General features: G+C 62.2%; 24 protein-coding genes and 1 riboswitch. Of the genes, 17 read left to right on the top strand and 7 right to left on the bottom strand.

Translation table 11 applies throughout. The features are described from left to right. Positions 1-15: 15 nt before the first annotated feature. Positions 16-1,329 carry a sorbosone dehydrogenase family protein gene (locus CKW11_RS22395; RefSeq protein ID WP_095139432.1) on the bottom strand — a complete coding sequence of 438 codons (1,314 nt, stop codon included), beginning with the start codon at positions 1,327-1,329 and terminating at the stop codon, positions 16-18. Between the two features lie 66 nt (positions 1,330-1,395). Beyond that, positions 1,396-1,980, bottom strand: a complete 585-nt coding sequence (locus CKW11_RS22400) for a hypothetical protein (protein WP_095139433.1) — start codon at positions 1,978-1,980, stop codon at positions 1,396-1,398. 164 nt (positions 1,981-2,144) lie between these two features. After that, a riboswitch (cobalamin riboswitch) is annotated at positions 2,145-2,376 on the top strand. 81 nt (positions 2,377-2,457) lie between these two features. Between CKW11_RS22400 and cobO the strand changes: the two genes are divergently transcribed. The 14 genes from cobO (at position 2,458) to CKW11_RS22465 (ending at position 14,097) form a co-directional block, all read left to right on the top strand. Then, a complete protein-coding gene (gene cobO, locus CKW11_RS22405) occupies positions 2,458-3,069 on the top strand; it encodes a cob(I)yrinic acid a,c-diamide adenosyltransferase (protein WP_003223053.1) in 612 nt (203 codons plus the stop codon). Further along, positions 3,066-4,448, top strand: coding sequence for a cobyrinate a,c-diamide synthase (locus tag CKW11_RS22410; RefSeq protein ID WP_095139434.1), 1,383 nt, complete (start codon positions 3,066-3,068; stop codon positions 4,446-4,448). The genes cobO and CKW11_RS22410 overlap by 4 nt, the downstream gene beginning before the upstream one ends. Beyond that, positions 4,445-5,095, top strand: coding sequence for a 5,6-dimethylbenzimidazole synthase (gene bluB, locus CKW11_RS22415; RefSeq protein ID WP_095139435.1), 651 nt, complete (start codon positions 4,445-4,447; stop codon positions 5,093-5,095). The genes CKW11_RS22410 and bluB overlap by 4 nt, the downstream gene beginning before the upstream one ends. Next, entirely contained in the window at positions 5,092-6,000 is a 909-nt protein-coding gene (gene cbiB / locus CKW11_RS22420; RefSeq protein ID WP_047600242.1) for an adenosylcobinamide-phosphate synthase CbiB, read from the top strand. The genes bluB and cbiB overlap by 4 nt, the downstream gene beginning before the upstream one ends. Beyond that, the gene (gene cobD, locus CKW11_RS22425) at positions 5,993-6,985 is read left to right on the top strand and encodes a threonine-phosphate decarboxylase CobD (protein WP_095139436.1); all 993 of its coding nucleotides are present in this window, start codon (positions 5,993-5,995) and stop codon (positions 6,983-6,985) included. The genes cbiB and cobD overlap by 8 nt, the downstream gene beginning before the upstream one ends. Beyond that, complete coding sequence (locus CKW11_RS22430; protein WP_095139437.1) at positions 6,982-8,433, top strand: cobyric acid synthase; 1,452 nt, start codon at positions 6,982-6,984, stop codon at positions 8,431-8,433. Before cobD ends, CKW11_RS22430 begins: the two co-directional genes overlap by 4 nt. Positions 8,434-8,644: 211 nt before the next feature. After that, positions 8,645-9,166, top strand: a complete 522-nt coding sequence (gene cobU, locus CKW11_RS22435) for a bifunctional adenosylcobinamide kinase/adenosylcobinamide-phosphate guanylyltransferase (protein ID WP_027614063.1) — start codon at positions 8,645-8,647, stop codon at positions 9,164-9,166. After that, complete coding sequence (cobT, locus tag CKW11_RS22440; protein ID WP_095139438.1) at positions 9,163-10,218, top strand: nicotinate-nucleotide--dimethylbenzimidazole phosphoribosyltransferase; 1,056 nt, start codon at positions 9,163-9,165, stop codon at positions 10,216-10,218. Before cobU ends, cobT begins: the two co-directional genes overlap by 4 nt. Further along, positions 10,215-10,790: an alpha-ribazole phosphatase family protein gene (gene cobC, locus CKW11_RS22445; protein WP_095139439.1), complete on the top strand. Its 576-nt coding sequence runs from the start codon at positions 10,215-10,217 to the stop codon at positions 10,788-10,790. The genes cobT and cobC overlap by 4 nt, the downstream gene beginning before the upstream one ends. A 1-nt stretch (position 10,791) precedes the next feature. Next, positions 10,792-11,523 carry an adenosylcobinamide-GDP ribazoletransferase gene (locus CKW11_RS22450; protein ID WP_095139440.1) on the top strand — a complete coding sequence of 244 codons (732 nt, stop codon included), beginning with the start codon at positions 10,792-10,794 and terminating at the stop codon, positions 11,521-11,523. 173 nt (positions 11,524-11,696) lie between these two features. Next, complete coding sequence (locus CKW11_RS22455; protein WP_007950413.1) at positions 11,697-12,101, top strand: MarR family winged helix-turn-helix transcriptional regulator; 405 nt, start codon at positions 11,697-11,699, stop codon at positions 12,099-12,101. Between the two features lie 53 nt (positions 12,102-12,154). Continuing rightward, the gene (locus CKW11_RS22460) at positions 12,155-13,363 is read left to right on the top strand and encodes an MFS transporter (RefSeq protein WP_095139441.1); all 1,209 of its coding nucleotides are present in this window, start codon (positions 12,155-12,157) and stop codon (positions 13,361-13,363) included. After that, positions 13,360-13,482: a hypothetical protein gene (locus CKW11_RS28915; protein ID WP_256582121.1), complete on the top strand. Its 123-nt coding sequence runs from the start codon at positions 13,360-13,362 to the stop codon at positions 13,480-13,482. Before CKW11_RS22460 ends, CKW11_RS28915 begins: the two co-directional genes overlap by 4 nt. 57 nt (positions 13,483-13,539) lie before the next feature. Next, complete coding sequence (locus CKW11_RS22465; RefSeq protein WP_095139442.1) at positions 13,540-14,097, top strand: glutathione peroxidase; 558 nt, start codon at positions 13,540-13,542, stop codon at positions 14,095-14,097. Positions 14,098-14,299: 202 nt separating this feature from the next. Here the strand turns inward: CKW11_RS22465 and CKW11_RS22470 are convergent, their stop codons facing one another. The 3 genes from CKW11_RS22470 to CKW11_RS22480 form a co-directional block, all read right to left on the bottom strand. After that, positions 14,300-15,571: an OmpP1/FadL family transporter gene (locus CKW11_RS22470; RefSeq protein WP_095139443.1), complete on the bottom strand. Its 1,272-nt coding sequence runs from the start codon at positions 15,569-15,571 to the stop codon at positions 14,300-14,302. 146 nt (positions 15,572-15,717) lie between these two features. Next, positions 15,718-16,200 carry a hypothetical protein gene (locus tag CKW11_RS22475; RefSeq protein WP_095139444.1) on the bottom strand — a complete coding sequence of 161 codons (483 nt, stop codon included), beginning with the start codon at positions 16,198-16,200 and terminating at the stop codon, positions 15,718-15,720. 274 nt (positions 16,201-16,474) lie between these two features. Continuing rightward, positions 16,475-16,699 (bottom strand): hypothetical protein, encoded by a 225-nt coding sequence (locus CKW11_RS22480; protein ID WP_007962908.1) that lies wholly within the window; start codon positions 16,697-16,699, stop codon positions 16,475-16,477. A gap of 1,021 nt (positions 16,700-17,720) precedes the next feature. Between CKW11_RS22480 and CKW11_RS22490 the strand changes: the two genes are divergently transcribed. Beyond that, positions 17,721-18,044, top strand: a complete 324-nt coding sequence (locus tag CKW11_RS22490) for a hypothetical protein (RefSeq protein WP_080593230.1) — start codon at positions 17,721-17,723, stop codon at positions 18,042-18,044. A gap of 175 nt (positions 18,045-18,219) precedes the next feature. Further along, on the top strand, positions 18,220-19,584 hold the full coding sequence (rmuC, locus tag CKW11_RS22495) for a DNA recombination protein RmuC (protein ID WP_177440030.1): 1,365 nt from the start codon (positions 18,220-18,222) through the stop codon (positions 19,582-19,584). An 86-nt stretch (positions 19,585-19,670) separates the two neighbouring features. On the opposite strand, the gene CKW11_RS22500 is transcribed toward rmuC, so the two are convergent. Together CKW11_RS22500 and CKW11_RS22505 are read right to left on the bottom strand one after the other, a co-directional pair. Beyond that, a complete protein-coding gene (locus CKW11_RS22500) occupies positions 19,671-23,141 on the bottom strand; it encodes a PAS domain-containing hybrid sensor histidine kinase/response regulator (RefSeq protein ID WP_095139446.1) in 3,471 nt (1,156 codons plus the stop codon). Positions 23,142-23,362: 221 nt separating this feature from the next. Beyond that, positions 23,363-23,905 carry a TetR/AcrR family transcriptional regulator gene (locus CKW11_RS22505; protein ID WP_095139447.1) on the bottom strand — a complete coding sequence of 181 codons (543 nt, stop codon included), beginning with the start codon at positions 23,903-23,905 and terminating at the stop codon, positions 23,363-23,365. Between the two features lie 91 nt (positions 23,906-23,996). On the opposite strand from CKW11_RS22505, the gene CKW11_RS22510 reads away from it, so the two are divergent. Continuing rightward, entirely contained in the window at positions 23,997-25,184 is a 1,188-nt protein-coding gene (locus tag CKW11_RS22510) for an MFS transporter (RefSeq protein WP_095139448.1), read from the top strand. Positions 25,185-25,224 lie beyond the last annotated feature (40 nt).

Consider the following 25,224-nt stretch of genomic DNA (forward strand, 5'->3'; position numbering starts at 1 on the left):
CAGGTCAGGCAAAAGTTACTTGGCCGACGACACTCGCCAAACCTTGTTCCCCACATCATCTGCTACCAGCAAACCACCTTGCTGGTCGATCACCACGCCTACCGGGCGACCCAGCGCGTTCTCGTCCTTGTCGAGGAAACCGGTGAGCACATCCACCGGTGCTCCATTCGGCTTGCCGGCGGCGAATGGTACGAAAATCACTTTATAGCCACTGTGCGGTTTACGGTTCCACGAGCCGTGCTGGCCGATGAACGCGCCCTCCTTGAACTGCGCCGGCAGGCTGTTGCCTTCAGCGAAGGTCAGGCCCAGCGAGGCGGTATGCGGGCCGACGGCGTAGTCCGGGGCGATAGCCTTGGCCACCAGATCCAGATTCTGCGGCTTCACCCGCACATCCACGTGCTGACCGTAGTAGCTGAATGGCCAGCCATAGAAGCCACCGTCCTTGACCGAGGTGATGTAGTCCGGCACCAGATCGCTGCCGATCTCGTCACGTTCGTTGACTGCTGTCCACAGCGCGCCTGTGGTGGGTTCCCACGCCAGGCCGTTGGGGTTGCGAATGCCCGAGGCGAAGATCCGGTGGTTGCCGGTGGCGCGATCCACTTCCCAGATCGCCGCACGTCCTTCTTCTTTATCCAGACCATTCTCGCCGACGTTGCTGTTCGAGCCGACGGTGACGTACAGCTTGTTGCCGTCCTTGCTGGCGATGACGTTCTTGGTCCAGTGATGGTTCAGGGTGCCGCCCGGCAGGTCGGTGACTTTGATCGGCTGCGTCTTGATCTCGGTCGCGCCTTGCTCGTAGGGAAAGCGCAGCAGGCGATCGGTGTCGGCGACGTACAAATCGTTGCCGACCAGGGTCATGCCAAACGGCGAGTTGAGATTCTGCAGAAACACCGTGCGGGTCTCGGCCACGCCGTCGTGGTCGGCATCGCGCAGCAGGGTGATGCGATTCGGGCTCGGCACACCAGCGCCGGCCTTGCCCATGACTTTCTTCATCACCCAGCCGCGAATACCGCTGCTGTCATCCGGTTTGGGCGGGGCGTTGGTTTCCGCCACCAGCACGTCACCGTTGGGCAGCACGTAGAGCCAGCGCGGGTGATCGAGGCCTTCGGCGAATGCCGCGACTTGCGTACCGGCCGCAGCAGTCGGTTTGCCGCCCGCAGGCCAGCCGACCGCCGGGGCGATGTTCACCGTCGGGATCAGGGTTTTGTTTGGTTCAGGCAGCTTCGGTGACGGACCGGTGCCGTCAGAAACTTGCAGGCTGGAGGATTCACCGCAGGCGGCGAGCCCTCCGGCGAGGGCGATGACGAGAGCGAGTTGGGTTCTGCGCATTACTGATCTTCCCTATGAATGCTTGCCTAATCATAGAGGAGCTTGCGCACCCGATGGTTCAACCGCTCAACCGCGGGCCTCTTTGAACAGCACGGCGACGCCCGGGTGATAGTTGCCCGCTTCGCTGCGCAACTTGCGGTAGGCGTAGGGGAAATACCAGGCCACCGCGCAGCAGTGTTCCTTTTGCAGGTCGTCGACCATGTCCTGCAGTTCTTCGGGGCTGGCGCTGTGCTGGGCCTTTTGCGGGGCGACGAACAGGCAGCCGAGTTTGAGATCGCTGGCGAAGCTGATGCGTTTGGCATCGCTGGTGATGTCCAGCAGGGCCTGGGTCAGATTGAGGTTGTTGACCCGTGGCCAGCGCTGGGTGGCCTGGAGGTAGGCGCGGTCTTCGGCGCCGGCGATGAACAGGTCGGCGCGGGCATTGCGTTCGCCTTCCTCATTCTGTTTACGGGTGGGGGTGTCGCAAAGGGTTACCAGTTCGGCCATCCATGCCGCAGCGGAGAGCAATCCGAGATTGGCTTTCTCGTCATGCCAGTAAGGGGTGTCGTTGTCGCCGCGAATGGCGTTGTAGCGGTCGATACAGTCAAACCAGCGTTCAAGCATCGGGCGCAGGAATTCCAGGCGCGGGTTGCTGATGATCATGCCTTGCATCGTCATCATCCTTATTGTTGTAGTGTGCTTTTTCAAACAAAAGCATGGCTCTTTGATATCACTTGTCTCAGTGTGGCACAAGATTGGCGTCAGTTAATTGATCGACGGCAGTTATTCGCCCGCCGGCCCCCTCTTTAATTGACGCTCCACCCCCAACCCTCTAACCTTCGCGGCTTGTTTCAGGTGCTCTGTGACCTGTGTCGACAGAGTGAAACAGGGAAGCCGGTGAGGGTTGTCTTCAGGCGAAGAACGATCACGATCCCGGCGCTGCCCCCGCAACGGTAAATGAGTAAAAGCTGCGCCTTGAGCCACTGCCTCGACAGAAGCGGGAAGGCGCGCAGCCAGGCGATTCGCCGCTCATGAGCCCGGAGACCGGCCTGATCCATCCAGCGGCATCACGGTGGGCGATGCCAGGCTTTTTGCCGTCTATTCTTGTGCCTGCCCGCCGTTATCCAGCCTCAACGGAGAGCTCCCCCAATGACCGATTCCCCCGAGCGCGACGAACGCCATCTGGCGCGTATGCAGCGCAAAAAAGCCGTGATCGACGAACGCATCGCCAATTCGCCTGACGAGTGCGGCCTGGTGCTGGTGCTGACCGGCAATGGCAAAGGCAAAAGCAGCTCGGCGTTCGGCATGCTCGCCCGCGCCATGGGCCACGGCATGCAGTGCGGTGTGGTGCAGTTCATCAAGGGTCGCAACAGCACCGGCGAAGAACTGTTCTTCCGCCGCTTCCCCGAGCAAGTGCGTTTTCACGTGATGGGCGAGGGTTTCACTTGGGAAACCCAAGATCGCCAGCGTGACATCGCCGCCGCCGAAGCCGCGTGGGCAGTGTCCCGCGAACTGCTGCGCGATCCGTCGATCGGCCTGGTGGTGCTGGACGAACTGAACATCGCCCTCAAGCACGGCTACCTCGATCTTGATCAGGTGCTCAGCGACTTGCAGGCGCGTCCGCCGATGCAGCACGTGATCGTCACCGGTCGCGCGGCCAAGCCGGAAATGATCGAGATGGGCGATACCGTCACCGAAATGGGCATGCTCAAACACGCCTTCCAGGCCGGCATCAAAGCGCAGAAAGGCGTCGAACTTTGAATCAACCACGTCACTGCCCGGCGGTACTGATTGCCGCGCCGGCCTCCGGTCAGGGCAAGACCACCGTCACCGCCGCGCTCGCTCGCTTGCATCGCAACCAGGGGCGCAAGGTGCGCGTGTTCAAGTGCGGCCCGGACTTCCTCGACCCAATGATTCTCGAGCGCGCCAGCGGTGCGCCGGTGTATCAACTGGACATGTGGATGGTCGGCGAGCAGGAAAGTCGCCGTCTGTTGTGGGAAGCCGCCGCCGAAGCCGATTTGATCCTGATCGAAGGCGTGATGGGCCTGTTCGACGGCACACCATCGAGCGCTGATCTGGCGCGGCATTTCGGCGTGCCGGTGCTCGGCGTGATCGACGGTACCGCCATGGCCCAGACCTTTGGCGCCCTGGCACTGGGTTTGGCGAAGTATCAGCCGGACCTGCCATTCGCCGGCGTGCTGGCCAACCGTGTCGGCACCTTGCGTCATGCACAGTTGCTCGAAGGCAGCCTCACCGAAGGTCTGCGCTGGTACGGCGCGCTGTCCCGCGAGACCGGGATCGAGTTGCCGAGCCGGCACCTCGGTCTGGTGCAGGCCAGCGAACTGAATGATCTCGACCTGCGTCTCGACGCCGCCGCCGAAGCCTTGGCCAGCAGTTGCGAGGTAGCGCTGCCACCGGCCGTGGAATTTGCCGCACCTGAAGTGATCCCTGCCGAACCGCTGCTCGACGGCGTGCGCATCGCCGTCGCTCGCGATGAGGCCTTTGCCTTCACCTACGGCGCCAGTCTCGACCTGCTACGGGCGATGGGCGCCGAGTTGAGTTTCTTCTCGCCGATCCGCGATACGCAATTGCCCGAGGCCGACAGTCTGTATCTGCCCGGTGGTTATCCGGAATTGCACCATGTCGCGTTATCGCAAAACACCGCGATGCTCGATGCGATCCGTGCGCACCACGCCGCCGGCAAGCCGTTGCTCGCCGAGTGCGGCGGCATGCTCTACCTGCTCGACGCGTTGACCGATGTCGACGGCACCCGCGCCGAACTGGTCGGGCTGCTGCGCGGTGAGGCGGTAATGCAAAAACGTCTGGCGGCACTGGCACTGCAAGCGGTGGATCTGCCGGAAGGCTCGTTGCGCGGCCACACCTATCACCATTCCCTGACCACCACTGAGCTGACGCCGATCGCCCGGGGCCTGAGCCCGAATGGCGGGCGCGGAGCCGAGGCGGTATATCGGGAAGGGCGGATGACGGCGTCGTACGTGCATTTCTACTTTCCGTCGAATCCTGCGGCTATCGCGGCACTGTTTGTGCCAGATCTTGAGGCCGCTTTCGCGAGCAAGCCCGCTCCCACATTGGATCACCTAACCCCTGTGGGAGCGGGCTTGCTCGCGAAGAGGCCATGAGCAACAACGCATTCACTGAGGTCGAGCGCACAGCGGTCTATAAAGTCATCGCCGAACGCCGCGACATGCGCCACTTCACCGGCGGCACGGTCGAGCCGGAGCTGCTGCGCCGCCTGCTCGAAGCCGCGCATCAGGCGCCCAGCGTCGGCCTGATGCAGCCATGGCGCTTCATCCGCATCAGCGATCGCGGCTTGCGCGGGCAGATCCGGAACCTCGTCGAAGAAGAACGCGTGCGTACCGCCGAAGCCCTCGGCGAGCGTAGCGACGAGTTCATGAAGCTCAAGGTCGAAGGCATCAATGATTGCGCCGAAGTGTTGGTCGCGGCGCTGATGGACGATCGCGAAAAACACATTTTCGGCCGTCGTACGCTGCCGGAAATGGACATGGCCTCGCTGTCCTGCGCGATTCAGAATCTGTGGCTGGCGTCCCGTGCCGAAGGATTGGGCATGGGCTGGGTGTCGCTGTTCGAACCGCAGGCACTGGCCGATCTGCTGCAGTTGCCGGCCGGGGCCAAGCCGCTGGCGGTGTTGTGCCTGGGGCCGGTCAAGGCATTCTATCCGGCGCCGATGCTGGTACTCGAAGGGTGGGCGCAGGCGCGGCCGCTCAATGAGTTGCTGTACGAAAATTATTGGGGAGTGAGTCAATGAGTGTGGCGTTGTTGAGTGTCGCCGCGGTCGCGCTGGATGCGCTGCTGGGTGAACCGAAACGCTGGCATCCGCTGGTAGCGTTCGGCAATTTTGCCGGGCGCATCGAGCGCCGTTTCAATGCGGGCGGGCGTGGCTGGCGCAGTCACGGGGTCACCGCCTGGGTGATCGCGGTGCTGCCGCTGACCTTGCTCGCCACCGCGTTTTCCTGGGCGCCTTACGTGGGCTGGATCGTCGAGATTCTTGCGCTGTATTGCGCCCTCGGCATGCGCAGCCTCGGTGAGCATGTCGCGCCGGTAGCCGCCGCCTTGCGCGCTGATGATCTGGAAGAAGCGCGCAAGCGTGTCGGCTACCTGGTCAGTCGCCAGACCAGCGAACTGGACAGCACCGCGGTCGCCCGTGCCGCCACCGAATCGGTGCTGGAAAACGGCAGCGACGCGGTGTTCGCCGCGCTGTTCTGGTTTGTCGTGGCCGGAGCGCCGGGCGTGGTGCTCTATCGTTTGAGCAATACGCTCGACGCGATGTGGGGCTATCGCAATGAGCGCTTCGAGCGCTTCGGCTGGTGCGCGGCAAAAATCGACGACGTGCTCAACTACATTCCGGCCCGGTTGGTGGCGCTGACCTATGCGCTGCTGGGCAACACCCGGCTTGCCTGGAAATGCTGGCGCAGCCAAGGGCCGCAATGGGACAGCCCGAATGCCGGTCCGGTGATGGCGGCCGGTGCCGGTGCGTTGAATGTCGAACTGGGCGGCCCGGCGATCTATCACGGCGAACTGCATGAGCGTCCGCAACTGGGTGAAGGTCCGCCGGCGGATGCCGATTCGATTGATCGCGGCTGGCAATTGGTCCAGCGCGGGGTATGGTTATGGCTGCTGATTCTCTGCGTGGGGGCTGAATTCTATGCTTGAGCACGGTGGCCGGCTGCGCAAGGCTGCACTCGATTACGGGATTGCCGAGGCTGACTGGCTCGACCTCTCCAGCGGCCTCGCGCCGTGGCCGTTTGCGGTGCCGGAGATTCCGCTGCGCGCCTGGGCACGCTTGCCGGAAACCGATGACGGGCTGGAGCAGGCTGCGTGCGATTACTACGGCGCCGCGCAGGTGCTGCCGGTGGCCGGTTCGCAGATGGCGATTCAGTTGCTGCCGCGTTTGCGCCGCGCCGGCAAGGTCGGTGTGTTGTCGCCGTGTTATGCCGAGCACGCCGAAGCCTGGCGCCGCAGCGGTTACATCGTGCGCGAAGTGCTGGAGCAGGAAGTGGAATTCTTTCTCGACAGCCTCGACGTGCTGGTGGTGGTCAATCCGAACAATCCCACCGGCCTGAGCCTGACCCCGGCGCGGCTGCTCGACTGGCACGCGCGGCTGGCCCAGCGCGGCGGCTGGCTGGTGGTCGATGAAGCATTCATGGACAACACGCCGCAGCTGAGTCTGGCGTCGCATACCCATCAAGTTGGCCTGATCGTGTTGCGTTCGTTCGGCAAGTTTTTCGGTCTGGCGGGGGTGCGTCTGGGCTTTGTGCTGGCCGAGCGCAAGTTGCTCAGATTGCTCGCGGAGCAGGTCGGACCCTGGGCGGTCAGCGGGCCGACGCGGGTGCTCGGCCAGGCCTGTCTGCAAGACACCGAAGCGCACACCCGGCAACGCATTCGCAGCGATGAAGCCAGTGAACGTCTGGCTTTGCTGCTGGAGCGCTACGGCTTCAAACCCCACGGTGGTTGCGCGTTGTTCCAGTGGCTGATCACCGAGCGCGCGCCTGTGCTGCACGAGTTCATGGCCCGACGCGGCATCCTCCTGCGCATCTTCACCCACAACAGCAGCCTGCGTTTTGGTCTGCCGGCCAACGCCGCTGAAGAAGCGCGTCTCGAACAAGCGCTGCAAGCTTTCGCCAAGGAAAACCAATGACAACCTTGATGGTTCAAGGCACCACGTCCGACGCCGGTAAAAGCACGCTGGTGACGGCGCTGTGCCGCTGGGCAACCCGTCAGGGCGTGGCGGTGGTGCCGTTCAAACCGCAGAACATGGCGCTCAACAGCGCGGTGACCGCCGACGGCGGCGAGATCGGCCGTGCGCAAGCCGTGCAGGCGCAAGCGGCGCATCTCGAACCGCACACCGACATGAACCCGGTGCTGCTCAAGCCCAACAGCGACACCGGCGCGCAGGTGATCATCCATGGCCGTGCGGTCACCAGCATGAACGCGGTGGCCTATCACGACTACAAAGCCATCGCCATGCAAGCGGTGCTCGCCTCGCACGAGCGGTTGAGCGCGGCGTATCCGTTGGTGATGGTCGAAGGCGCCGGCTCGCCGGCCGAGATCAATCTGCGTGCCGGTGACATCGCCAACATGGGCTTTGCCGAAGCGGTGGATTGCCCGGTGCTGCTGATTGCCGACATCAATCGCGGCGGCGTTTTCGCGCATCTGGTCGGCACGCTGGAGCTGCTGTCGCCGAGCGAACAGGCACGGGTCAAGGGCTTCATCATCAACCGTTTTCGCGGTGACATCGCCTTGCTGCAACCGGGCCTCGACTGGCTGGAACAGCGCACCGGCAAACCGGTGGTCGGCGTATTGCCATACGTGATGGACCTGCATCTGGAGGCCGAGGACGGCATCGATCAACGTCAGACCGACAAGGCCGAGCAAGTGCTGAAAGTGGTGGTGCCGGTGCTACCCCGCATCAGCAACCACACGGACTTCGATCCGCTGCGACTGCATCCGCAGGTCGATCTGCAATTCATCGGCCCGGGGCAGGCGATTCCTGCCGCCGACCTGATCATCCTGCCCGGCTCGAAAAGCGTGCGCAGCGACCTCGCGTATTTGCGTGCCAATGGCTGGGACACGGCGATCAATCGGCACTTGCGGTATGGCGGCAAGTTGCTGGGGATCTGCGGCGGGCTGCAAATGCTCGGTGAGCAGGTGCACGATCCGCTGGGCCTGGAAGGCGCGCCGGGTTCCAGTGCAGGTCTGGGTTTACTGGCGTTCGAAACCACGCTGGAAGCCGAGAAGCAGTTGCGCAATGTACGCGGACGTCTGGCGCTGGAAAACGCCGAGGTCAGTGGCTATGAAATCCATGCCGGCGTGACGGTAGGGTCGGCGCTGGAGAATGCGGCGGTGCATCTGGATGACGGTCGTTGCGACGGCGCACAGAGTCCGGACGGGCAGGTGTTCGGCACCTATCTGCATGGCTTGTTCGAATCACCGCAAGCCAGTGCCGCGTTGCTGCGCTGGGCCGGGTTGAGCGATGTGCAGGAAGTGGATTACCACGGCTTGCGCGAGCGCGATATCGAGCGGCTGGCGGATCTGGTGGAGCAGCATCTGGATACCGGGCTGCTGCGTCAGCTCTGCGGGATTTAGGCTGGCTGTTACGGCCTCTTCGCGAGCAAGCCCGCTCCCACATGAGAAGGCATTCCCATGTGGGGGCGAGCCTGCTCGCGAAGAGGCCGGTTGTCTCAGCACATAATTCGGGATGTTCCCATGCTCCAACATGAGAATACATTCCAGGGTGGGAGCGGGCTTGCTCGCGAAGAGGTCGTTTGCCTCAACACATAATTTTCAGGATGTCCCCATGCTCCAACTGATCCTCGGCGGCGCCCGCTCCGGCAAAAGTCGCCTCGCGGAAAAACTCGCCAGCGACAGCCATCTGGCGGTCACTTACATCGCCACCAGCCAACCGCTGGACGGCGAAATGAACGAGCGGGTCGCCCATCACCGCGCCCGGCGTCCGGCCGAATGGGCGCTGATCGAAGAGCCGCTGGAACTGGCCCGCGTCCTGCGCGAGAACGCCAGTGCCGAGCGTTGCCTGCTGGTCGACTGCCTGACCCTGTGGCTGACCAACCTGCTGATGCTCGATGACGCCGCGCGTCTCGCCGCCGAGCGCGACGCCCTGCTGGACTGCCTGGCGTCATTGCCGGGAGAAATCATTTTTGTCAGCAACGAGACCGGAATGGGTGTTGTGCCGCTGGGCGAATTGACTCGCCGCTACGTCGATGAAGCCGGTTGGCTGCATCAAGCTCTGGCCGAGCGTTGTCAGCGAGTCGTCCTGACGGTCGCCGGCCTGCCCCTGACCCTGAAAGGACCTGCGTTATGACTCAAGCGTGGTGGTTGAACCCGTGCCAATCCGTGAATGCCGAGATCGTTGAACAAGCGGCCGCGCGCCAACAGCAACTGACCAAACCGGCCGGCTCCCTCGGTCGCCTCGAAAGCGTGGCGGTGCAATTGGCCGGGTTGCAGGGGCAGATCAAGCCGACCCTTAAGCAGGTCTGGATCGCGATTTTCGCCGGTGATCACGGGGTGGTCGCGGAAGGCGTTTCCGCGTTCCCGCAGGAAGTCACCGGGCAGATGCTGCTCAACTTCGTCAGCGGCGGCGCGGCAATCAGCGTGCTGGCGCGCCAGCTCGATGCGCAGCTGGAAGTGGTCGATCTGGGCACCGTGACGCCGTCGTTGAATCTGCCGGGCGTGCGCCATCTGAACATCGGCCCGGGCACGGCGAATTTCGCCAAGGGCGCGGCGATGACCCAGGCACAGGGCGAACTCGCCTTGCAGGCCGGTCGCGACAGCGTGCTGCGCGCCAAAGCGGCCGGCGCGCAGTTGTTCATCGGCGGCGAAATGGGCATCGGCAACACCACTGCCGCCAGTGCGCTGGCGTGTGCCTTGCTCGATTGCCCGGTGGTGCACCTGACCGGTCCCGGCACCGGGTTGAATGCCGAAGGCGTCAGCCATAAAGCGCAAGTGATCGAGCGCGCACTGGCGCTGCACGCGGCGCAACGTGGCGATGCGCTGCAAACTCTGTTCAACCTCGGCGGGTTTGAAATTGCCGCATTGGTAGGAGCGTATCTGGCCTGTGCGCAGGAAGGCGTCGCGGTGCTGGTCGACGGCTTTATCTGCACGGTCGCTGCGTTGGTCGCGGTGCGGCTGAATCAGGCTTGCCGCGAGTGGCTCTTGTTCGGTCATCGTGGTGCCGAGCCGGGCCATCATCACGTGCTGGAAGCCCTCAATGCCGAGCCGCTGCTGGAACTCGGTTTGCGTCTGGGCGAGGGCAGCGGGGCGGCGTTGGCCGTGCCGCTGTTGCGTCTGGCCTGTGACCTTCACGGGCAGATGGCGACGTTCGCCGAAGCCGCGGTGGCGGATCGTCCGGCATGACGTTGCGTCTGGATCTGCTGCGCCACGGTGAGACTGAACTGGGCGGCGGTTTGCGCGGCAGTCTCGATGATGCGCTCACCGAAAAAGGTTGGGCGCAGATGCGTGCCGCCGTGGTCGCGGGCGGGCCGTGGGATCGGCTGATCAGTTCGCCGCTGCAGCGTTGCGCACGGTTCGCCGCAGAGCTGGGCGAGCAACTGAATCTGCCGGTGCAGCTGGAAAATGATCTGCAAGAACTGCATTTCGGTACCTGGGAAGGCCAGAGCGCAGCGGCATTGATGGAAACCGATGCCGAGGCGCTGGGGTTGTTCTGGGCCGATCCGTATGCGTTCACGCCGCCGCAGGGTGAGCCGGTCAGCGATTTTGCCGATCGGGTACTCGGTGCGGTTGCGCGTTTGCATCAGGCTTACGCCGGCGAGCGCGTGTTGCTGATCAGTCATGGCGGCGTGATGCGTCTGTTGCTGGCGCAGGCCCGTGGTTTGCCGCGTGAGCAGTTGCTCAATGTCGAAGTCGCGCATGCTTCGCTGTTTGCGCTGAGCGTCGAAGCCAATGGCGTGCTCAAGGAAGGTTACTGACATGCTGCCACTGTGGATCGCCCTGCAATTTCTCAGCAGCTTGCCGATTCGTCTGCCGGGGATGCCGGAGCCGCAACAGCTGGGGCGTTCGCTGTTGTTTTATCCGCTGGTGGGGTTGCTGTTCGGGGGGATCCTCTGGGCATTCAACCTGGCATTGGCTGGCGCGCCGTTGTTGCTGCATGCGGCGCTGTTGCTGACGGCGTGGGTGCTGCTCAGCGGCGCGCTGCACCTCGACGGACTGGCCGACAGCGCCGATGCCTGGCTCGGTGGTTTCGGTGATCGCGAGCGCACGCTGACGATCATGAAGGATCCGCGCAGCGGGCCGATTGCCGTGGTGACGCTGGTGCTGGTGTTGCTGCTGAAGTTCTGCGCGTTGCTGGCGCTGATCGAGCAGGGGCACGCAGTGATGTTGATCATCGTGCCGCTGCTGGGCCGCGCGGCGCTGCTGGGGCTGTTTCTGACCACGCCGTATGTGCGGGCGGGTGGGTTGGGGCAGGCGTTGGCTGATCATCTGCCGCGCAGGGCTGGTTGGTGGGTGCTTGGGGCGAGTGCGCTGGCCTGCTTGCTGATTGCCGGGGTGAAAGCGATTGTTGCGCTGGTTGTCGCGTTGGTCGGGTTTGTCTGGTTGCGGCGGGTGATGATGCGGCGGTTGGGCGGGACTACGGGCGATACGGCGGGGGCGTTGCTGGAATTGCTGGAGATGGCGGTGTTGGTTGGGGTGGTGTTGGTCTGAGATATTGTGTTGCCTGTTCTGGCTCCATCGCGAGCAGGCTCACTCCTACAGGGGAATGCGGTCAATTTGTAGGAGTGAGCCTGCTCGCGATAGCGGTCTGTCCGGCATCGGAACTACTACTGAAAAAACACATGTAACTTGATTTAACACAGTCGCGGGTATATACACGCATCATGCTTCCTTCTCAGTGTTTGTGCACCAACCTGCGTCGCGCCGCTCGTGGCGTCAGCAGGCATTACGACGGCGCTCTCGACGGCTTCGGGATCAACGTTGCCCAGTATTCTTTGCTGTGCAATCTGCAGCGTCTGGATCAACCGAGCATCTCGGAACTGGCCGAAGCCATGGGTCTGGATCGCAGCACCCTGGGGCGCAACCTGCGGGTGCTCGAAGGCGAGGGCCTGGTGGCGCTGGCCGAGGGCGAGGACATGCGTAACCGCATCGTCCGGCTCACCGAAACCGGTGCACAGCGCCTTGCGGCGGCGCTGCCGGCCTGGGAAGCGGCGCAACAGCGATTGATTGATCGTCTGGGCGCCGAGAAGCGTGAAACCTTGCTGCGACTGTTGGATGAACTGGCCTGAGGGCCGGTTTTTCCGGTTTTAAGCGGGTATATACCCGCGAACGGAGAATAACAATGACATCGATGTGGCGTACGTGCGGTTGGGTGTTGCTGGGAAGTGCGCTGATTCTGGCGTTGTCATTGGGCGTACGGCACGGCTTCGGCCTGTTCTTGTCGCCGATGAGTGCGCAATTCGGCTGGGGTCGCGAAGTGTTTGCCTTCGCCATCGCCTTGCAAAACCTGATCTGGGGCCTGGCGCAGCCGTTCACTGGCGCGTTGGCTGACCGCTTCGGGGCGGCGAAAGTGGTACTGGTCGGCGGGGTGCTCTACGCTCTGGGCCTGGTGTGCATGGGCCTGTCCGATTCGGCGCTGACGCTGTCGCTGAGTGCGGGCCTGTTGATCGGTATCGGTCTCTCCGGCACTTCGTTCTCGGTGATTCTCGGCGTGGTCGGTCGTGCCGTGCCGCCGGAAAAACGCAGCATGGGCATGGGCATCGCCAGCGCCGCCGGCTCATTCGGTCAGTTTGCGATGTTGCCGGGCACGCTGGGCTTGATCGGCTGGCTCGGCTGGTCGGCGGCGCTGTTGGTACTCGGTTTGCTGGTGGCGCTGATCGTGCCGCTGGTGAGCATGCTCAAGGACAAACCGCTGCCGGTACTGGGTCATGAACAAACCCTGTCCGAAGCGCTGCGCGAAGCCTGCTCCCACTCGGGGTTCTGGCTGTTGGCGTTCGGCTTTTTCGTTTGCGGCTTCCAGGTGGTGTTCATCGGTGTGCACCTGCCGGCCTATCTGGTCGATCAGCATCTGCCGGCGACGGTCGGTACCACGGTGCTGGCGCTGATCGGGCTGTTCAATATCTTCGGCACTTATACTGCCGGCTGGCTCGGTGGGCGCATGTCCAAACCGCGTCTGCTGACGGCGTTGTACCTGCTGCGGGCGGTGGTGATCGTGCTGTTTTTGTGGCTGCCGGTGACCACCACATCTGCCTACCTGTTCGGTATGGCCATGGGCTTCCTGTGGCTGTCGACGGTGCCGTTGACCAACGGCACGGTGGCGACCTTGTTTGGCGTGCGTAACCTGTCCATGCTCGGCGGTATCGTGTTCCTCTTTCATCAACTCGGCTCGTTCCTCGGCGGCTGGCTGGGCGGGGTGGTGTATGACCGTACCGGGAGTTATGACTTGATCTGGCAAGTGGCGATTCTCTTGAGCCTGCTGGCGGCCGCGCTGAACTGGCCGGTGCGCGAGCGTCCGGTGGCGCGTCTGCAGCCGGCGGTTGGCGCGGTATGAAGCGCTCCTGGCCGCGAATCGCCTTCGCCACACTCGGCGTGCTGTTGCTGACGCTGGTGTGGTGGGGCTGGCATCAGGGCGGCCTGGCGTTGATGCAGTTGGGCATGGGTGCTTGCTAGACCGGCGGGAGGGCGAGTAACGTCGGGGGTCTGATGACTGCTCAAGGATGCCCCGACATGCTCATGCGCTGGTGTGCTGTACCCGCGTTGCTGATGGCGTTGACCGGACTGGCCCAGGCCGCTGATTGTCCGGAGGCGCTGCAAGGTTCGTTGCCCAAGTTGCGCGCCAAGGAATCCATCGACCTGTGTCAGCGCTACGCCGACAAACCGCTGGTGGTGATCAACACGGCCAGCTTCTGTGGCTTCGCGCCGCAGTTCGAGGGCTTGGAGGCGCTGAATCAGCGCTACAAGGCCCAGGGCCTGGAAATGCTCGGTGTACCCTCCAACGACTTCAAGCAAGAGTCCAAGGACAGCGCCGAAACCGCCAAGGTCTGCTACGCCAACTACGGCGTGACGTTCACCATGACCGAGCCGCAGAAAGTCCGTGGCGACGACGCCACTCACCTGTTCAAGGTGCTGGCCAAGCAGAGCAGCGCACCGAAGTGGAATTTCTACAAATACGTCATCGACCGCCAAGGCAAGGTGATCGCCAATTTCTCCAGCCTGACCAAGCCGGATGATCCAGAGTTCATTGCGGCAGTTGAAAAGGCCATCGCCTCAAAACCGCTCAACTGATAACACACGCTTTTTGTGGGAGCGGGCTTGCTCGCGAAGGCTGCGGATCTTTCAGCACTTGTTTTGAAGGTCAGACCGCATTCGCGAGCAAGCCCGCTCCCACATTTGATCTGTGGTGTTTGAACAGGCACAAAAAAGCCCCGCTTTCTGCAAAGAGAGCGGGGCTTTTTTGTGGGCGAGGGTTTAGCCTCGCCGTACAGCATCAGAAGCGATAGGTCGCGCCGACACCGAAACCGTTTGCCGAGTTTTCATACTTGGCGTCGTAGCTCTGGCCACGATTGTTTTCGTTGCGAATCTTGACCGACTCTTCCTTCAGGTACGAGTACGCCACGTCGATGGTCAGGTCTTCGGTCGGGCTCCAGCCGGCACCGAGGCTGAAGATCGTGCGGTCGCCGGTCGGGATGCGTGGCGAACGGTCGACGTTGTTGGTCGGCGACTGGTCGAAGGTCAGACCGGTACGCAGTACCCATTCCTTGTTCAACTGGTACGAAGTACCCACGGCGTAAGCCCAGGAGTCATGCCAGTTCTGGTCTTCGGTGATTTCGCCGAACTGACCGGCCAGCAGCGGCTGCACGCCGGAGTTCTTGACGGTGATCTTTTCCAGCTGGCTCCAGCGGGTCCAGGTGCTGCCGGCGTAGACGTTCCAGCGATCGTTGATCGCCTGAGTGACCGAGAAGTCCACGGATTCAGGTGTGGTGATCTTCAGCGAAGCGTCGTACTTCTGGCTGGCACCCAGACCGACTGCGGCCAGTGCGCCGTAGTTGACCTTGGTGTTGCCTTCGAGCTTGTAGTCGACTTTCGAGTGGTAGGTCAGGCCCAGGCGGGTGGTGTCGGTGGCTTGTACCAACACACCGATGTTGTAGCCCAGTGCGGTGTCGTCACCCTTGATCTTGACCTTGCCGTCCGGCGCCAGCTGAGTCACCGATAGGTTGGACTCCAGGGTGCCATCGATGCGGTTGATGGTCGGACCGAAACCGATCGACACCACGTCGTTGAACTTGTAGCTGACAGTCGGCTGGAAAGTGATGACTTGTACTTCAGACTTGCTGCCGAAGTAGCGGCCGGCGAAGCCGTTTTCGTAGTCGGTAATCAGGCCGAACGGCACGTAAACGCCGAGGCCGAATGCCCAATGCTCGTCGATCGGTTTGACGTAGAAGCCCATAGGTACGGAGGTGAAGGGCACCATGTCGCCTTTGTTGCTGCCGCCGTTAGGGCTGGAGCTGGCGTCGCTGATATCGGTCTTGGCATCGAGAAATGCAACACCACCAGTCACTTGTTCGCGCGTGAGGCGCGACATGCCGGCAGGGTTGCCATAAACAGTGCTTGCGTCGTCGGCAGAAGAAGATCGCCCGGCATAACCAGTACCCATCCCGCTGATGCTGTGTTCGTTGATGGCAAAGCCAGCTGCGAAGATCTGGGTGGATGCCATGGCAACGGCGAGGCTAAGGGTGGTTTTGAGCATGACTTTTTTCATTATTAGAACTCCTGGTGATCACCGGGGCGAAAATTACCAACATTTTCGCCCCAGCGCTATAGTCCGTATGCCTTGAGTTAGAGCGGTTTTGTAGGACAATCCGACCAGATTCGCGACCTGTTGAGCGATCTTCTAAAACTCGCCAGTCAACACGCGACCTGATTCATCGGTGAAACACAGGTTTGCCAGGCGCAGGTGAAGTCGCGCAGACGTCCCTGAGGCTGGAAGGTCTGACGCCAGATTCGCGCCATGCCCAGCAGATCGTCCGGGGCGGGGAGGGTGGGGTGTTGTTCTTCCACCAGCAGCCAGGCGATGGCGGTGGCGTAACGCAGGTTGACGGTCAATTCCAGGTGCGGGCCACTGAGAAAGGCATGCTGGCTGGCGAGGCCGCGGACGAGGCTGGCACGCTCCGGATCGAGCGCCAGATAGTGATCCCAAAGGGCCTGGTGACGGTGCTCGGCAATCCGGTACAGGCCGTGGCCCCGGCGGTCATGCAGGGCGGAACCGAGGGCGGACTGGCTGGCCGCTATCCCCAGCAGCAGGGATTCGGCGGTTGCGCAGTGGCGTCCCAGATAGATCAGTGTGGGACGGATCACATAGCGGCACAGTTCGCTGGCAGCGATACCCATAAAACCCTCGGATCTTGTAATGGGGCGGCGATACCTGAAGGGGCCTTGGCAGCGGTGGATCGACTCAGGCTCGCCGGAAGCGGATCAAGCCGCTTGAGTTGAAGTGTAGTGTCATATTTGCGACGTAAAGGCCTGTTTTTAAAATATTTCCGGCAGCGAGCCGCAAGTGTTATATCCGAAGGTGCTTAGGCGTGAAGGGTTAAAAGCGAAACATCAGGCAATAAAAAGCCCCGCATTGTGTGCGGGGCTTTTGCTTTTGCAGCCTTTTCGGCTCTCAGGCAATCAAGGCCTGACGCGTACGATCAATAATTGCCTGCAGCGGTTCGGCGCTGGAGTATTGATCGGGGTACAGACGCTCGCTGTGGCGGGCGATCCCGTGTTCATTGACCACGGTGAAGCTGAAGCAGCCTTTGCGAGCGGCCATGATCAGGCAGTTCATTGGGGCAAAAGCGTTGGTTAGGGTGCGAATGGCATCCTGAGTCTGGATTTGAGTAGACATAGTTATTAGGTGTTCCTACAAATGACACGGATAAGAACCGTGCAACGTTAAAACGTTCCAGTAATGTCGACCACCATTGGTCGAACAAAGAACCCGACTGGAACAAAGCAGCCAGTTTGAAGCGCTATTAAGTTGGCGCGCTTGGGCTGGCAGGTAGGTACTTAGGAGGACAGGCAACACATCGAGGGCAAAGGTTCTGGGCCCGGGGTGAAGATCCTGATCAATTTGCAGGTTGGTTCGGTCAGAGTAAGTGGTCTTCGCAACACCCTTTGCATTCATTCAAAGGCGGTGTCGGCGCAAGATTTACCTGGAAACCATCGAGGGGTCGTTCCCGCTTTTTTCGGTGAAGGGCTTCTGGGAAGAAGGTTGACCGTGGGGATGTGTTCGACCGGAATTGACTTTCAGCTTGGTACTAACGCCGCGGATAGTAACGGAACGTTCTGGGCAATGCAAACCCCGTCGTAAAAAAGATTTCGTGAGTCGCCAAGCATTGAGGTGGTGTCCCGCTTCTTCGCGAGCAGGCTAGCTCCCACATGGGAAACACCATCCAGTGTGGGAGCGAGCTTGCTCGCGAAGGGATCACCCTGATCAACCGCCGGTCGCCACAAAAGCGTGCAGCCATGCCCATCGCCAACCCGCTTATCCCCAGTTCGAGACGCCAAACGAGCCAAAAAAGCGCATCGATATAACCGGGTAACAGGTACTTGTGCACATTAGTTGCGCAAGCTGTAACCACACTGTCATACCGATCCTGACTCGCATGGCTGCCTGTATCAAAAGTTTAAGTCAATGAAAAATATCGTCTTTTTTTGTTGGTGAAAAAATCGTCAGTTTGACTGCGAGCCCCATTCCACAAGGCTTTGCGGAGGTTCGGGAGCGGTTGTCCACTGAGTTATCCACAGCTTCTGTGGATTGTCCCTAGCGCTTGCTCTAGGACGGGCGTGCCGGGTTTTTTTTCGACTTTACCTGTACGAAAAAGAGAGTAGAGTGGCGCGCCTTCCGATCTGTCCCACAGTGTTTTATGAAGTTTCGCTCAGTATCAGGCTCTGTTACCTCCGAACACCCTCGTGTTACCTCCCCCAAGCGATTTTCCGTGCGTGTGGCCGAATGGCTGCTCGACAGCCCGCGTCTGGGCGATAGCCGTAATGCCAAGCATCTGGCGGGGCGTCTGCTCAAGCAACCGGCGCGCGAAGGCGTGGTCGCGGCGCAAAGCCGTCTCGGTCAGTTGATGTGCCGCGAGTGTGGCAACGCCCGGGACCGGCGTATCGGGCAGGATCTGCTGCGCCAGGCCGCGCGGGCCGGTGATCGACGTGCGCAACAGGAACTTGGTCTGCTCGAAGACTGAGCTGTCCAACGCCTCACGCCTTGGTTAACCTTCAGGCTTTATCGAATCGGCAGGAGTGGCTATGGCTATGGACTTGACCAGCGTGTTGCTGGGTCTGGCGGGCGCGGGATTGCCGCTGCTGGCGCTGGCCTGGCAACTGCAGCGGCGGGCCAGCGACCGGCAAGCCGAGGTCGCCTTGCTCGAAGAGCGCCTGGCCATGGCGCAACTGGCGCAGGACGGACTCAACGCCCAGCTTGAAGCCAGTCGTGATGAAACCGTCGATCTCGCTCAGGCCAACGCCGCCAAGCAGGCTGAACTGGCGGCTCTGCGCCGCGAAGTCGAGCTGCTGCAGATCGAGCGCGATGACGCCCGTGACGCCTCCCACGCCTGGAACATCGAGCGTGCCAACAAAGAAGCCGAATTGCGTCGCCTCGACGCCCAGGCCGCGTCGCTCAACGCCGAATTGCGCGAGCAACAGGAAAGCCATCAACAACGCCTCAACGACCTGCAAGGCTCGCGCGATGAGCTGCGCGCGCAGTTCGCCGAGCTGGCGGGGAAGATCTTCGATGAGCGTGAACAGCGCTTTGCCGAGACCAGTCAACAGCGCCTCGGGCAGTTGCTCGATCCGCTGAAAGAACGCATCCAGTCCTTCGAAAAACGTGTGGAGGAAAGCTATCAGGCCGAAGCCCGCGAGCGCTTCTCGCTGGCCAAGGAACTGGAGCGTCTGCAAGCGCTTAACCTGCGCCTGAGTGACGAAGCGACCAACCTGACCCGCGCCCTCAAAGGCCAGAAGACTCAGGGCAACTGGGGTGAACTGATTCTTGAGCGGGTGCTGGAACATGCAGGGCTGGAGAAGGGCCGCGAGTACCAGACCCAGGTCAACCTCAAGGGCCCGGATGGCGAGCGCTTCCAGCCCGACGTGATCATCTACCTGCCGGGCGACAAGCAGGTGGTGGTCGACTCCAAAGTCAGCCTCACCGCCTATCAGCAGTACGTTGCCGCCGAAGACGACAGCATCGGCCAGATCGCGATCAAGCAGCACGTGCTGTCGTTGCGCAGCCACGTCAAAGGCCTCGCCGGCAAGGATTACAAGCGTCTGGAGGGCCTGCACAGCCTCGATTTCGTCTTGCTGTTCGTGCCGATCGAAGCGGCGTTTTCCGCAGCCCTGCAAGCCGAGCCGGCGCTGTTTCAGGAGGCGTTCGACCGCAACATCGTGATCGTCAGCCCGACCACGTTGCTGGCGACATTGCGGGTGATCGACAGCCTGTGGAAGCAGGAGCGGCAAAGCCAGAACGCCCGGGAAATTGCCGAGCGTGCAGGCTGGCTGTACGACAAGTTCGTGCTGTTCATTCAGGATCTGGACGAAGTCGGCAATCGCCTGCAGCAGTTGGACAAGGCCTACAGCTCGGCGCGCAACAAACTCACGGAAGGCCGCGGCAATCTGGTCAGCCGCAGTGAGCAGCTCAAACTGCTCGGTGCGCGGGCCAGCAAGAGTCTGCCGGCGGATCTGCTGGAGCGGGCGATGACCGATGTCGATGGCCTCGTCGAACTCCCGGAATAAAGATCAAAAGATCGCAGCCTGCGGCAGCTCCTACATGGGATTTGCATTCATCCTGTAGGAGCTGCCGCAGGCTGCGATCTTTTGCTTTACAGCGGCACATACCGACTCAACAACGCCCGCAACGCCGCCGGTTTCACCGGTTTGGCCAGATAATCCAGCCCCGCCGCATGCACCTGCGCCACCGTCTCCGGGCGACCATCGGCACTGATCACCACCCCCGGCACCGGCTCGCCCAGCGTGGTGCGCAACCACGCCATCAGCTCGGTTCCGGTATCGCCATGGTCGAGGTGATAGTCGACCAGTGCCAGTTGCGGCCGCACGCCCTCGTTCAGCAACGCCGTGCATTCCTCGCGATTGCGCGCCGTCCACACCTGACAGCCCCAACGGGTCAGCAGGCTGTTCATGCCAATCAGAATGCTGTCTTCATTGTCGATGCACAGCACTCGCGCGCCGCTGTGCAACTTGCCATTCAACTCGACCGCAGCGTGCACCGGCACCGACTGCGCCCGGGCCAGCGGCACGCTGACACTGAACACGCTGCCGCGCCCCGGCCACGAACGTACGCGCAGGGTATGGCCGAGCACGCGACATAAACCGTCGGCAATCGCCAGGCCCAGCCCGAGGCCTTTTTCGGCGCGGGTCTGATGGCTGTCGAGGCGCTTGAACTCCTCGAAAATCACTTGTTGCTTGTCTTCCGGAATCCCCGGCCCGCGATCCCACACTTCCAGACACAGTTCGCCGCCACGTCGGCGCACGCCCAACAGCACCGGGCCCTTGGCGTAGCGGAAAGCGTTGGTGAGGAAGTTCTGCAAAATTCGGCGCAGCAGTTTGATGTCGCTGTCGATGCGCAACTGGCTGCCGCGCACACGGAAGGTCAGACCTTGTTCCTGGGCCAGCGCCTTGAATTCGGCGCCGAGCGTATCGAACAGCTCATTGAGCGCAAACGGCTTGCGGTCGGGGTTGATCTTGCCGTTTTCCAGACGGGAAATATCCAGCAGGTCGCTGATCAGGTCTTCTGCCGAACGTAGCGAACTGTCGAGGTGTTGCACCAGTTTCTGCGCCTCGCTGCTCAAGTCGTCGTCCTGATGGGAGAGGGCGGCAGAGAACAGGCGCGCGGCGTTCAGCGGCTGCATCAGGTCATGGCTGACGGCGGCGAGGAAACGGGTTTTCGACTGGTTGGCGGCCTCGGCATGGCCCTTGGCTTCGGTCAGTGCGACGTTGAGCTGCGACAGCTCCTGCGTGCGCTCGCTGACCCGTTGCTCCAGGCCTTCGTTGGCCTCGGTCAGTGCCTGCTCGGCTTCGCGGAACGCGGTGATGTCGGTGAAACTCATGACGAAGCCGCCGCCGGGCATCGGGTTGCCGATCAGCTCGATTACCCGGCCGTTGGGGAACAAACGTTCGGAAGTGTGCGCACGGCCCTGACGCATCCAGTGCAGGCGCCGGGCGACGTGGACTTCCGCTTCGCCGGGGCCGCACAAGCCGCGTTCGGCGTTGTAGCGGATGATGTCGGCAATCGGTCTGCCGACGCTGATCAAGCCGTCCGGGTAGTTGAACAGTTCCAGGTAGCGGCGGTTCCACGCCACCAGTTTCAGCGACTGGTCGACCACGCTGATGCCCTGGGTGATGTTCTCGATCGCGCCTTGCAGCAAAGCGCGGTTGAACTGCAGGACTTCCGAGGCTTCGTCAGCGATACGGACGACGTCCTCCAGCTGCATTTCCCGGCCTTCAATCGCGGCTTTTACCACCGCCCGCGTCGACGAAGCGCCGAGCACACCGGCCAGCAGACGTTCGGTGTGGGCGATCCATTCGCCGTCAGCATTCTGGTTCGGGTTGAAGCCCTTGCCCTGGCGGTAGGCGAAACGAATGAAGCTCTGCCGCGCGCGTTCTTCGCCGACAAAGCGTGCCGCCAGTTGCAGCAAGTCGTCGATCTGCACTGCGAGCATCGAACGCGCACTCGGCCGGGCGCTGATTTCCTGACCGATGAAGCGCCCGGCCTGCCAGTGCTCCGAGACTCGCGTGCGCGACAGCACCGAGACCCAGGCGAACAACGTGAAGTTGCCCGCCAGCGACAGCACCACGCCTTGGGTCAGCGGAGTGATCGGCAGGTTCAGCGGGTTGCTGTGCAGCCACGCCAGACCCGGGAAGGTGCTCAGCGACCAGCCGAGGCTGTGCGCGGCAATCGGCAGGACCAGCGTGTAGAACCAGAGAAAAGTCCCGGCGGCCAGACCGGCAAACACTCCACGGCGGTTGGCCTGTTTCCAGTACAGCGCGCCGAGCATCGCCGGGGCCAGTTGGGTGACGGCGGCGAAGGCGATCTGGCCGATGGTCGCCAGGCTCGCGGTGGAGCCGAGCAAGCGGTAGCTGACGTAGGCCAGCAGCAGAATCAGCACGATGCTCACCCGGCGCACCGAGAGCATCCACTGGCGAAACACTTCGAACGGGCGCTCGGCGTTGTTGCGCCGCAGCAACCACGGCAACAGCATGTCGTTGGAGACCATGGTCGACAGCGCCACGCTCGCCACAATCACCATGCCGGTGGCCGCCGACGCGCCGCCGATGAACGCCAGCAACGCCAGGGCCGGATGGGCCTGGGCCAGCGGCAGGCTGATCACGAACGAGTCGGGCAGTACGTGACTCGGCAGCATCATCTGCCCGGCAAGGGCGATCGGCACCACGAACAGCGCGGCCAGCGCCAGATACGCCGGGAACACCCACTTGGCCAGGCGCAAGTCCTGCGGGTCGATGTTCTCTACCACCGTGACGTGAAACTGCCGTGGCAGGCAGATGATCGCCATCATCGCCACCCCGGTCTGCACCACCATTGACGGCCAGTTGATGGTTTCCTTCCAGTATTCCTCGAGGCGCGGCGCGAGCATCGCCTGATTGAACAGGTCGTCAAAACCGTCGTACAGCCCGTAGGTCACGAACGCGCCAACGGCGAGGAAGGCGAACAGCTTGACCAGCGATTCAAACGCAATCGCCAGCACCATGCCGCGGTGGTGCTCGGTAGCATCGAGGTTGCGCGTACCGAAGACGATGGTGAACAGCGCCAGCACCAGCGAGACGATCAGCGCGGTGTCCTGGGCGCGGGTGCCCATAGCGTCGGCCCCGGCGCCGATCAACAGGTTCACGCCGAGGACGATGCCTTTGAGTTGCAGAGCGATATAGGGCAGGACGCCGACCAGACAGATCAGCGCCACCACCACCGCCAGCGATTGCGATTTGCCGTAGCGCGCGGCGATGAAGTCGGCAATCGAGGTGATGTTCTCCTGCTTGCTGATCATCACCATTTTCTGCAGAACCCACGGCGCGCCCAGCAACAAAAGGATCGGCCCGAGGTAGATCGGCAGGAATGACCACAGCTGTTCGGCGGCCTGGCCGACCGCGCCGAAGAATGTCCAACTGGTGCAATAAACCGCCAGAGAGAGGCTGTACACCCACGCGCGCACCCGCGGCGGCAACGGCGCGCTGCGACGGTCGCCGTAGAAGGCGATGGCGAACATGATGGCCATATAGGCCAGGGCGACGGCGGCGATCAGCCCGGTGGACAACGACATGCAACACTCCCGACAAAAGACTCCCCGGCAGTCCTGCCCGGGCGGACAGTCTCGCATGAGTATGGCGGTTAGTCAGTGTCGACCAAGGTCGTGGCGTGGCGGGGTGTCGCAGGTTTGAAACCGGGTGGTTTTATGGTGACTCATCAGGCCCCATCGCGAGCAAGCTCGCTCCCACATTTGGAATGCAATCCCCTGTGGGAGCGAGCTTGCTCGCGAAGGCGTCAGTCCTGACGCAGCGCAATATCGATCAGATGATGCAGCTCATCCACCTCCAGCGCCGCCGCCGAAAACAGAATCCGGAACACCACCGGCGCCACCACCAGATTGATCAGATGATCAACGCTCGGCGCTGCTTCATCCGGGTGGCGCTCGATGATGGTCTGCAACTGCCCACCAAGAATCGTCACGCAGTACCCCGGCGTGGCGCTGGCCTGAACATCGCGCATCATGTTGCGCCCCGGCTCTGAGCTCATCTCGTCGAGATACTGTTCGGCCCAGGCGCGAATGTCACCACGCAGGTCACCGGTCACCGCCGGTTCGCTGTCAGGGCGCATGCGGGCGAGGGCGACGTCAGCGAGCAGCGCCGCCAGATCACCCCAGCGTCGATAGATGGTCGACGGCGTGACCCCGGCCCGCGCCGCAATTTGCGGGACGGTCACGGTGCTGCGCTCCTGTTCTTGCAGAAGTGCGCGGACTGCCGAATGAATCGACTCTTGCACCCGGGCACTGCGGCCACCGGGGCGTAAACCTTCTTTAATAGCCATGCGTCAGACCTTAACACAAAGAATTTGCTTTAAGCCAAAGCCGAGAGCACACTCCGCAAAAGCAAAAAATTAGCTTTTGCGGAGTGTGCCCATGACCAGCCTTGCTTCCAACCGTGGCAGCCTGATTTTTCTGGCGATCACCTTACTGAGTTTCCTCGCCGCTTCCACAGCGCCGACGCCGTTGTATCACCTGTATCAGGATCAACTGCACTTCTCGGCAGCGGTGCTGACCCTGATTTTCGGCGTGTATGCGCTGAGTCTGCTGGCGGCGCTGCTGATGGTCGGCTCGCTGTCCGATCATTTGGGACGCAAACCGGTGATTTTCACGGCAGTACTGCTCAATGCACTGGCGATGTTGCTGTTTATCGGCGCCGACAGTGTTGCCTGGCTGATCAGCGCCCGCGTGCTGCAAGGTTTCGCCACCGGCATGGCCACCGCTGTTTTGAGTGCGACGCTGCTCGACACCGATCGCCAGCAAGGGCCGTTGATCAACAGCGTCGCACCGTTGCTCGGCATGGCGCTGGGCAGCATGGGCTGTGGCTTGCTGGCCGAATTCGCCCCGGCGCCGTTGCAACTGACTTACTGGCTGCTGCTGGCGCTGTTTGTGTTGCAGGCGGTGTATGTCTGGCGTCTGCCGGAAAGCGTCACTCCACAAGCCGGGGCCTGGGCTTCGCTGCGGCCAACCCTGCATGTGCCGGTTCAGGCGCGTTCGACCCTGTGGCGTGTGCTGCCGCTGAACACCGCGACCTGGGCCCTCGGCGGCTTTTTTGCCTCACTGGCGCCGTCGCTGGTGCGCACCGCCACCGGCTCGACTTCGAACCTGATCGGCGGCGCGACCGTCTCGGCGTTGACCGTGACCGGGGCGCTGATGATCTTCACTCTGCGCAACCGTCCCGCCGGCAAAGCCCTGCAAATCGGCGCCAGTCTGCTGCCTATCGGCGTGCTGCTGATTTTGCTTGGTGTGCACAGCGCCAGTCTGGCGCTGTTTTTCCTCGGCACACTGGTCGCCGGTTGCGGCTTTGGCTCGGGTTTCCTCGGCGCGGTGCGCAGCCTGGTGCCGCTAGCCCTGCCGCATGAGCGGGCCGGTTTGATGTCGGCGTATTACGCGCTGAGTTATCTGGCGTTCTGCTTGCCGGCGTTGCTGGCTGGGCATTTGACCCGCACCTACGGCTTGCTTTCGACCACCGACGGCTACGGCGCCGGATTGATCGTCCTGGCCGTCGCCGCGCTGTTGCTCAGCCTGCGCCCGCAAACGGTCGAAGCTTGCAGCGCTCCATAAACGCCTTGGTTTCAGTTACCTTTGGCCGGCCTTCTTTTCA

Source organism: Pseudomonas sp. Irchel s3a10, assembly GCF_900187525.1.
GTDB classification, from domain to species: domain Bacteria; phylum Pseudomonadota; class Gammaproteobacteria; order Pseudomonadales; family Pseudomonadaceae; genus Aquipseudomonas; species Aquipseudomonas koreensis_G.

Excerpts from the sequence above, each read along its gene's own strand:
- CKW11_RS22395 (WP_095139432.1), bottom strand. The coding sequence starts at position 1,329 with ATGCGCAGAACCCAACTCGCTCTCGTCATCGCCCTCGCCGGAGGGCTC.
- CKW11_RS22400 (WP_095139433.1), bottom strand. The coding sequence starts at position 1,980 with ATGCAAGGCATGATCATCAGCAACCCGCGCCTGGAATTCCTGCGCCCG.
- cobO (WP_003223053.1), top strand. The coding sequence starts at position 2,458 with ATGACCGATTCCCCCGAGCGCGACGAACGCCATCTGGCGCGTATGCAG.
- bluB (WP_095139435.1), top strand. The coding sequence starts at position 4,445 with ATGAGCAACAACGCATTCACTGAGGTCGAGCGCACAGCGGTCTATAAA.
- cbiB (WP_047600242.1), top strand. The coding sequence starts at position 5,092 with ATGAGTGTGGCGTTGTTGAGTGTCGCCGCGGTCGCGCTGGATGCGCTG.
- cobD (WP_095139436.1), top strand. The coding sequence starts at position 5,993 with ATGCTTGAGCACGGTGGCCGGCTGCGCAAGGCTGCACTCGATTACGGG.
- CKW11_RS22430 (WP_095139437.1), top strand. The coding sequence starts at position 6,982 with ATGACAACCTTGATGGTTCAAGGCACCACGTCCGACGCCGGTAAAAGC.
- cobU (WP_027614063.1), top strand. The coding sequence starts at position 8,645 with ATGCTCCAACTGATCCTCGGCGGCGCCCGCTCCGGCAAAAGTCGCCTC.
- cobT (WP_095139438.1), top strand. The coding sequence starts at position 9,163 with ATGACTCAAGCGTGGTGGTTGAACCCGTGCCAATCCGTGAATGCCGAG.
- cobC (WP_095139439.1), top strand. The coding sequence starts at position 10,215 with ATGACGTTGCGTCTGGATCTGCTGCGCCACGGTGAGACTGAACTGGGC.
- CKW11_RS22450 (WP_095139440.1), top strand. The coding sequence starts at position 10,792 with ATGCTGCCACTGTGGATCGCCCTGCAATTTCTCAGCAGCTTGCCGATT.
- CKW11_RS22455 (WP_007950413.1), top strand. The coding sequence starts at position 11,697 with ATGCTTCCTTCTCAGTGTTTGTGCACCAACCTGCGTCGCGCCGCTCGT.
- CKW11_RS22460 (WP_095139441.1), top strand. The coding sequence starts at position 12,155 with ATGACATCGATGTGGCGTACGTGCGGTTGGGTGTTGCTGGGAAGTGCG.
- CKW11_RS28915 (WP_256582121.1), top strand. The coding sequence starts at position 13,360 with ATGAAGCGCTCCTGGCCGCGAATCGCCTTCGCCACACTCGGCGTGCTG.
- CKW11_RS22465 (WP_095139442.1), top strand. The coding sequence starts at position 13,540 with ATGCTCATGCGCTGGTGTGCTGTACCCGCGTTGCTGATGGCGTTGACC.
- CKW11_RS22470 (WP_095139443.1), bottom strand. The coding sequence starts at position 15,571 with ATGAAAAAAGTCATGCTCAAAACCACCCTTAGCCTCGCCGTTGCCATG.
- CKW11_RS22475 (WP_095139444.1), bottom strand. The coding sequence starts at position 16,200 with ATGGGTATCGCTGCCAGCGAACTGTGCCGCTATGTGATCCGTCCCACA.
- CKW11_RS22480 (WP_007962908.1), bottom strand. The coding sequence starts at position 16,699 with ATGTCTACTCAAATCCAGACTCAGGATGCCATTCGCACCCTAACCAAC.
- CKW11_RS22490 (WP_080593230.1), top strand. The coding sequence starts at position 17,721 with ATGAAGTTTCGCTCAGTATCAGGCTCTGTTACCTCCGAACACCCTCGT.
- CKW11_RS22500 (WP_095139446.1), bottom strand. The coding sequence starts at position 23,141 with ATGTCGTTGTCCACCGGGCTGATCGCCGCCGTCGCCCTGGCCTATATG.
- CKW11_RS22505 (WP_095139447.1), bottom strand. The coding sequence starts at position 23,905 with ATGGCTATTAAAGAAGGTTTACGCCCCGGTGGCCGCAGTGCCCGGGTG.
- CKW11_RS22510 (WP_095139448.1), top strand. The coding sequence starts at position 23,997 with ATGACCAGCCTTGCTTCCAACCGTGGCAGCCTGATTTTTCTGGCGATC.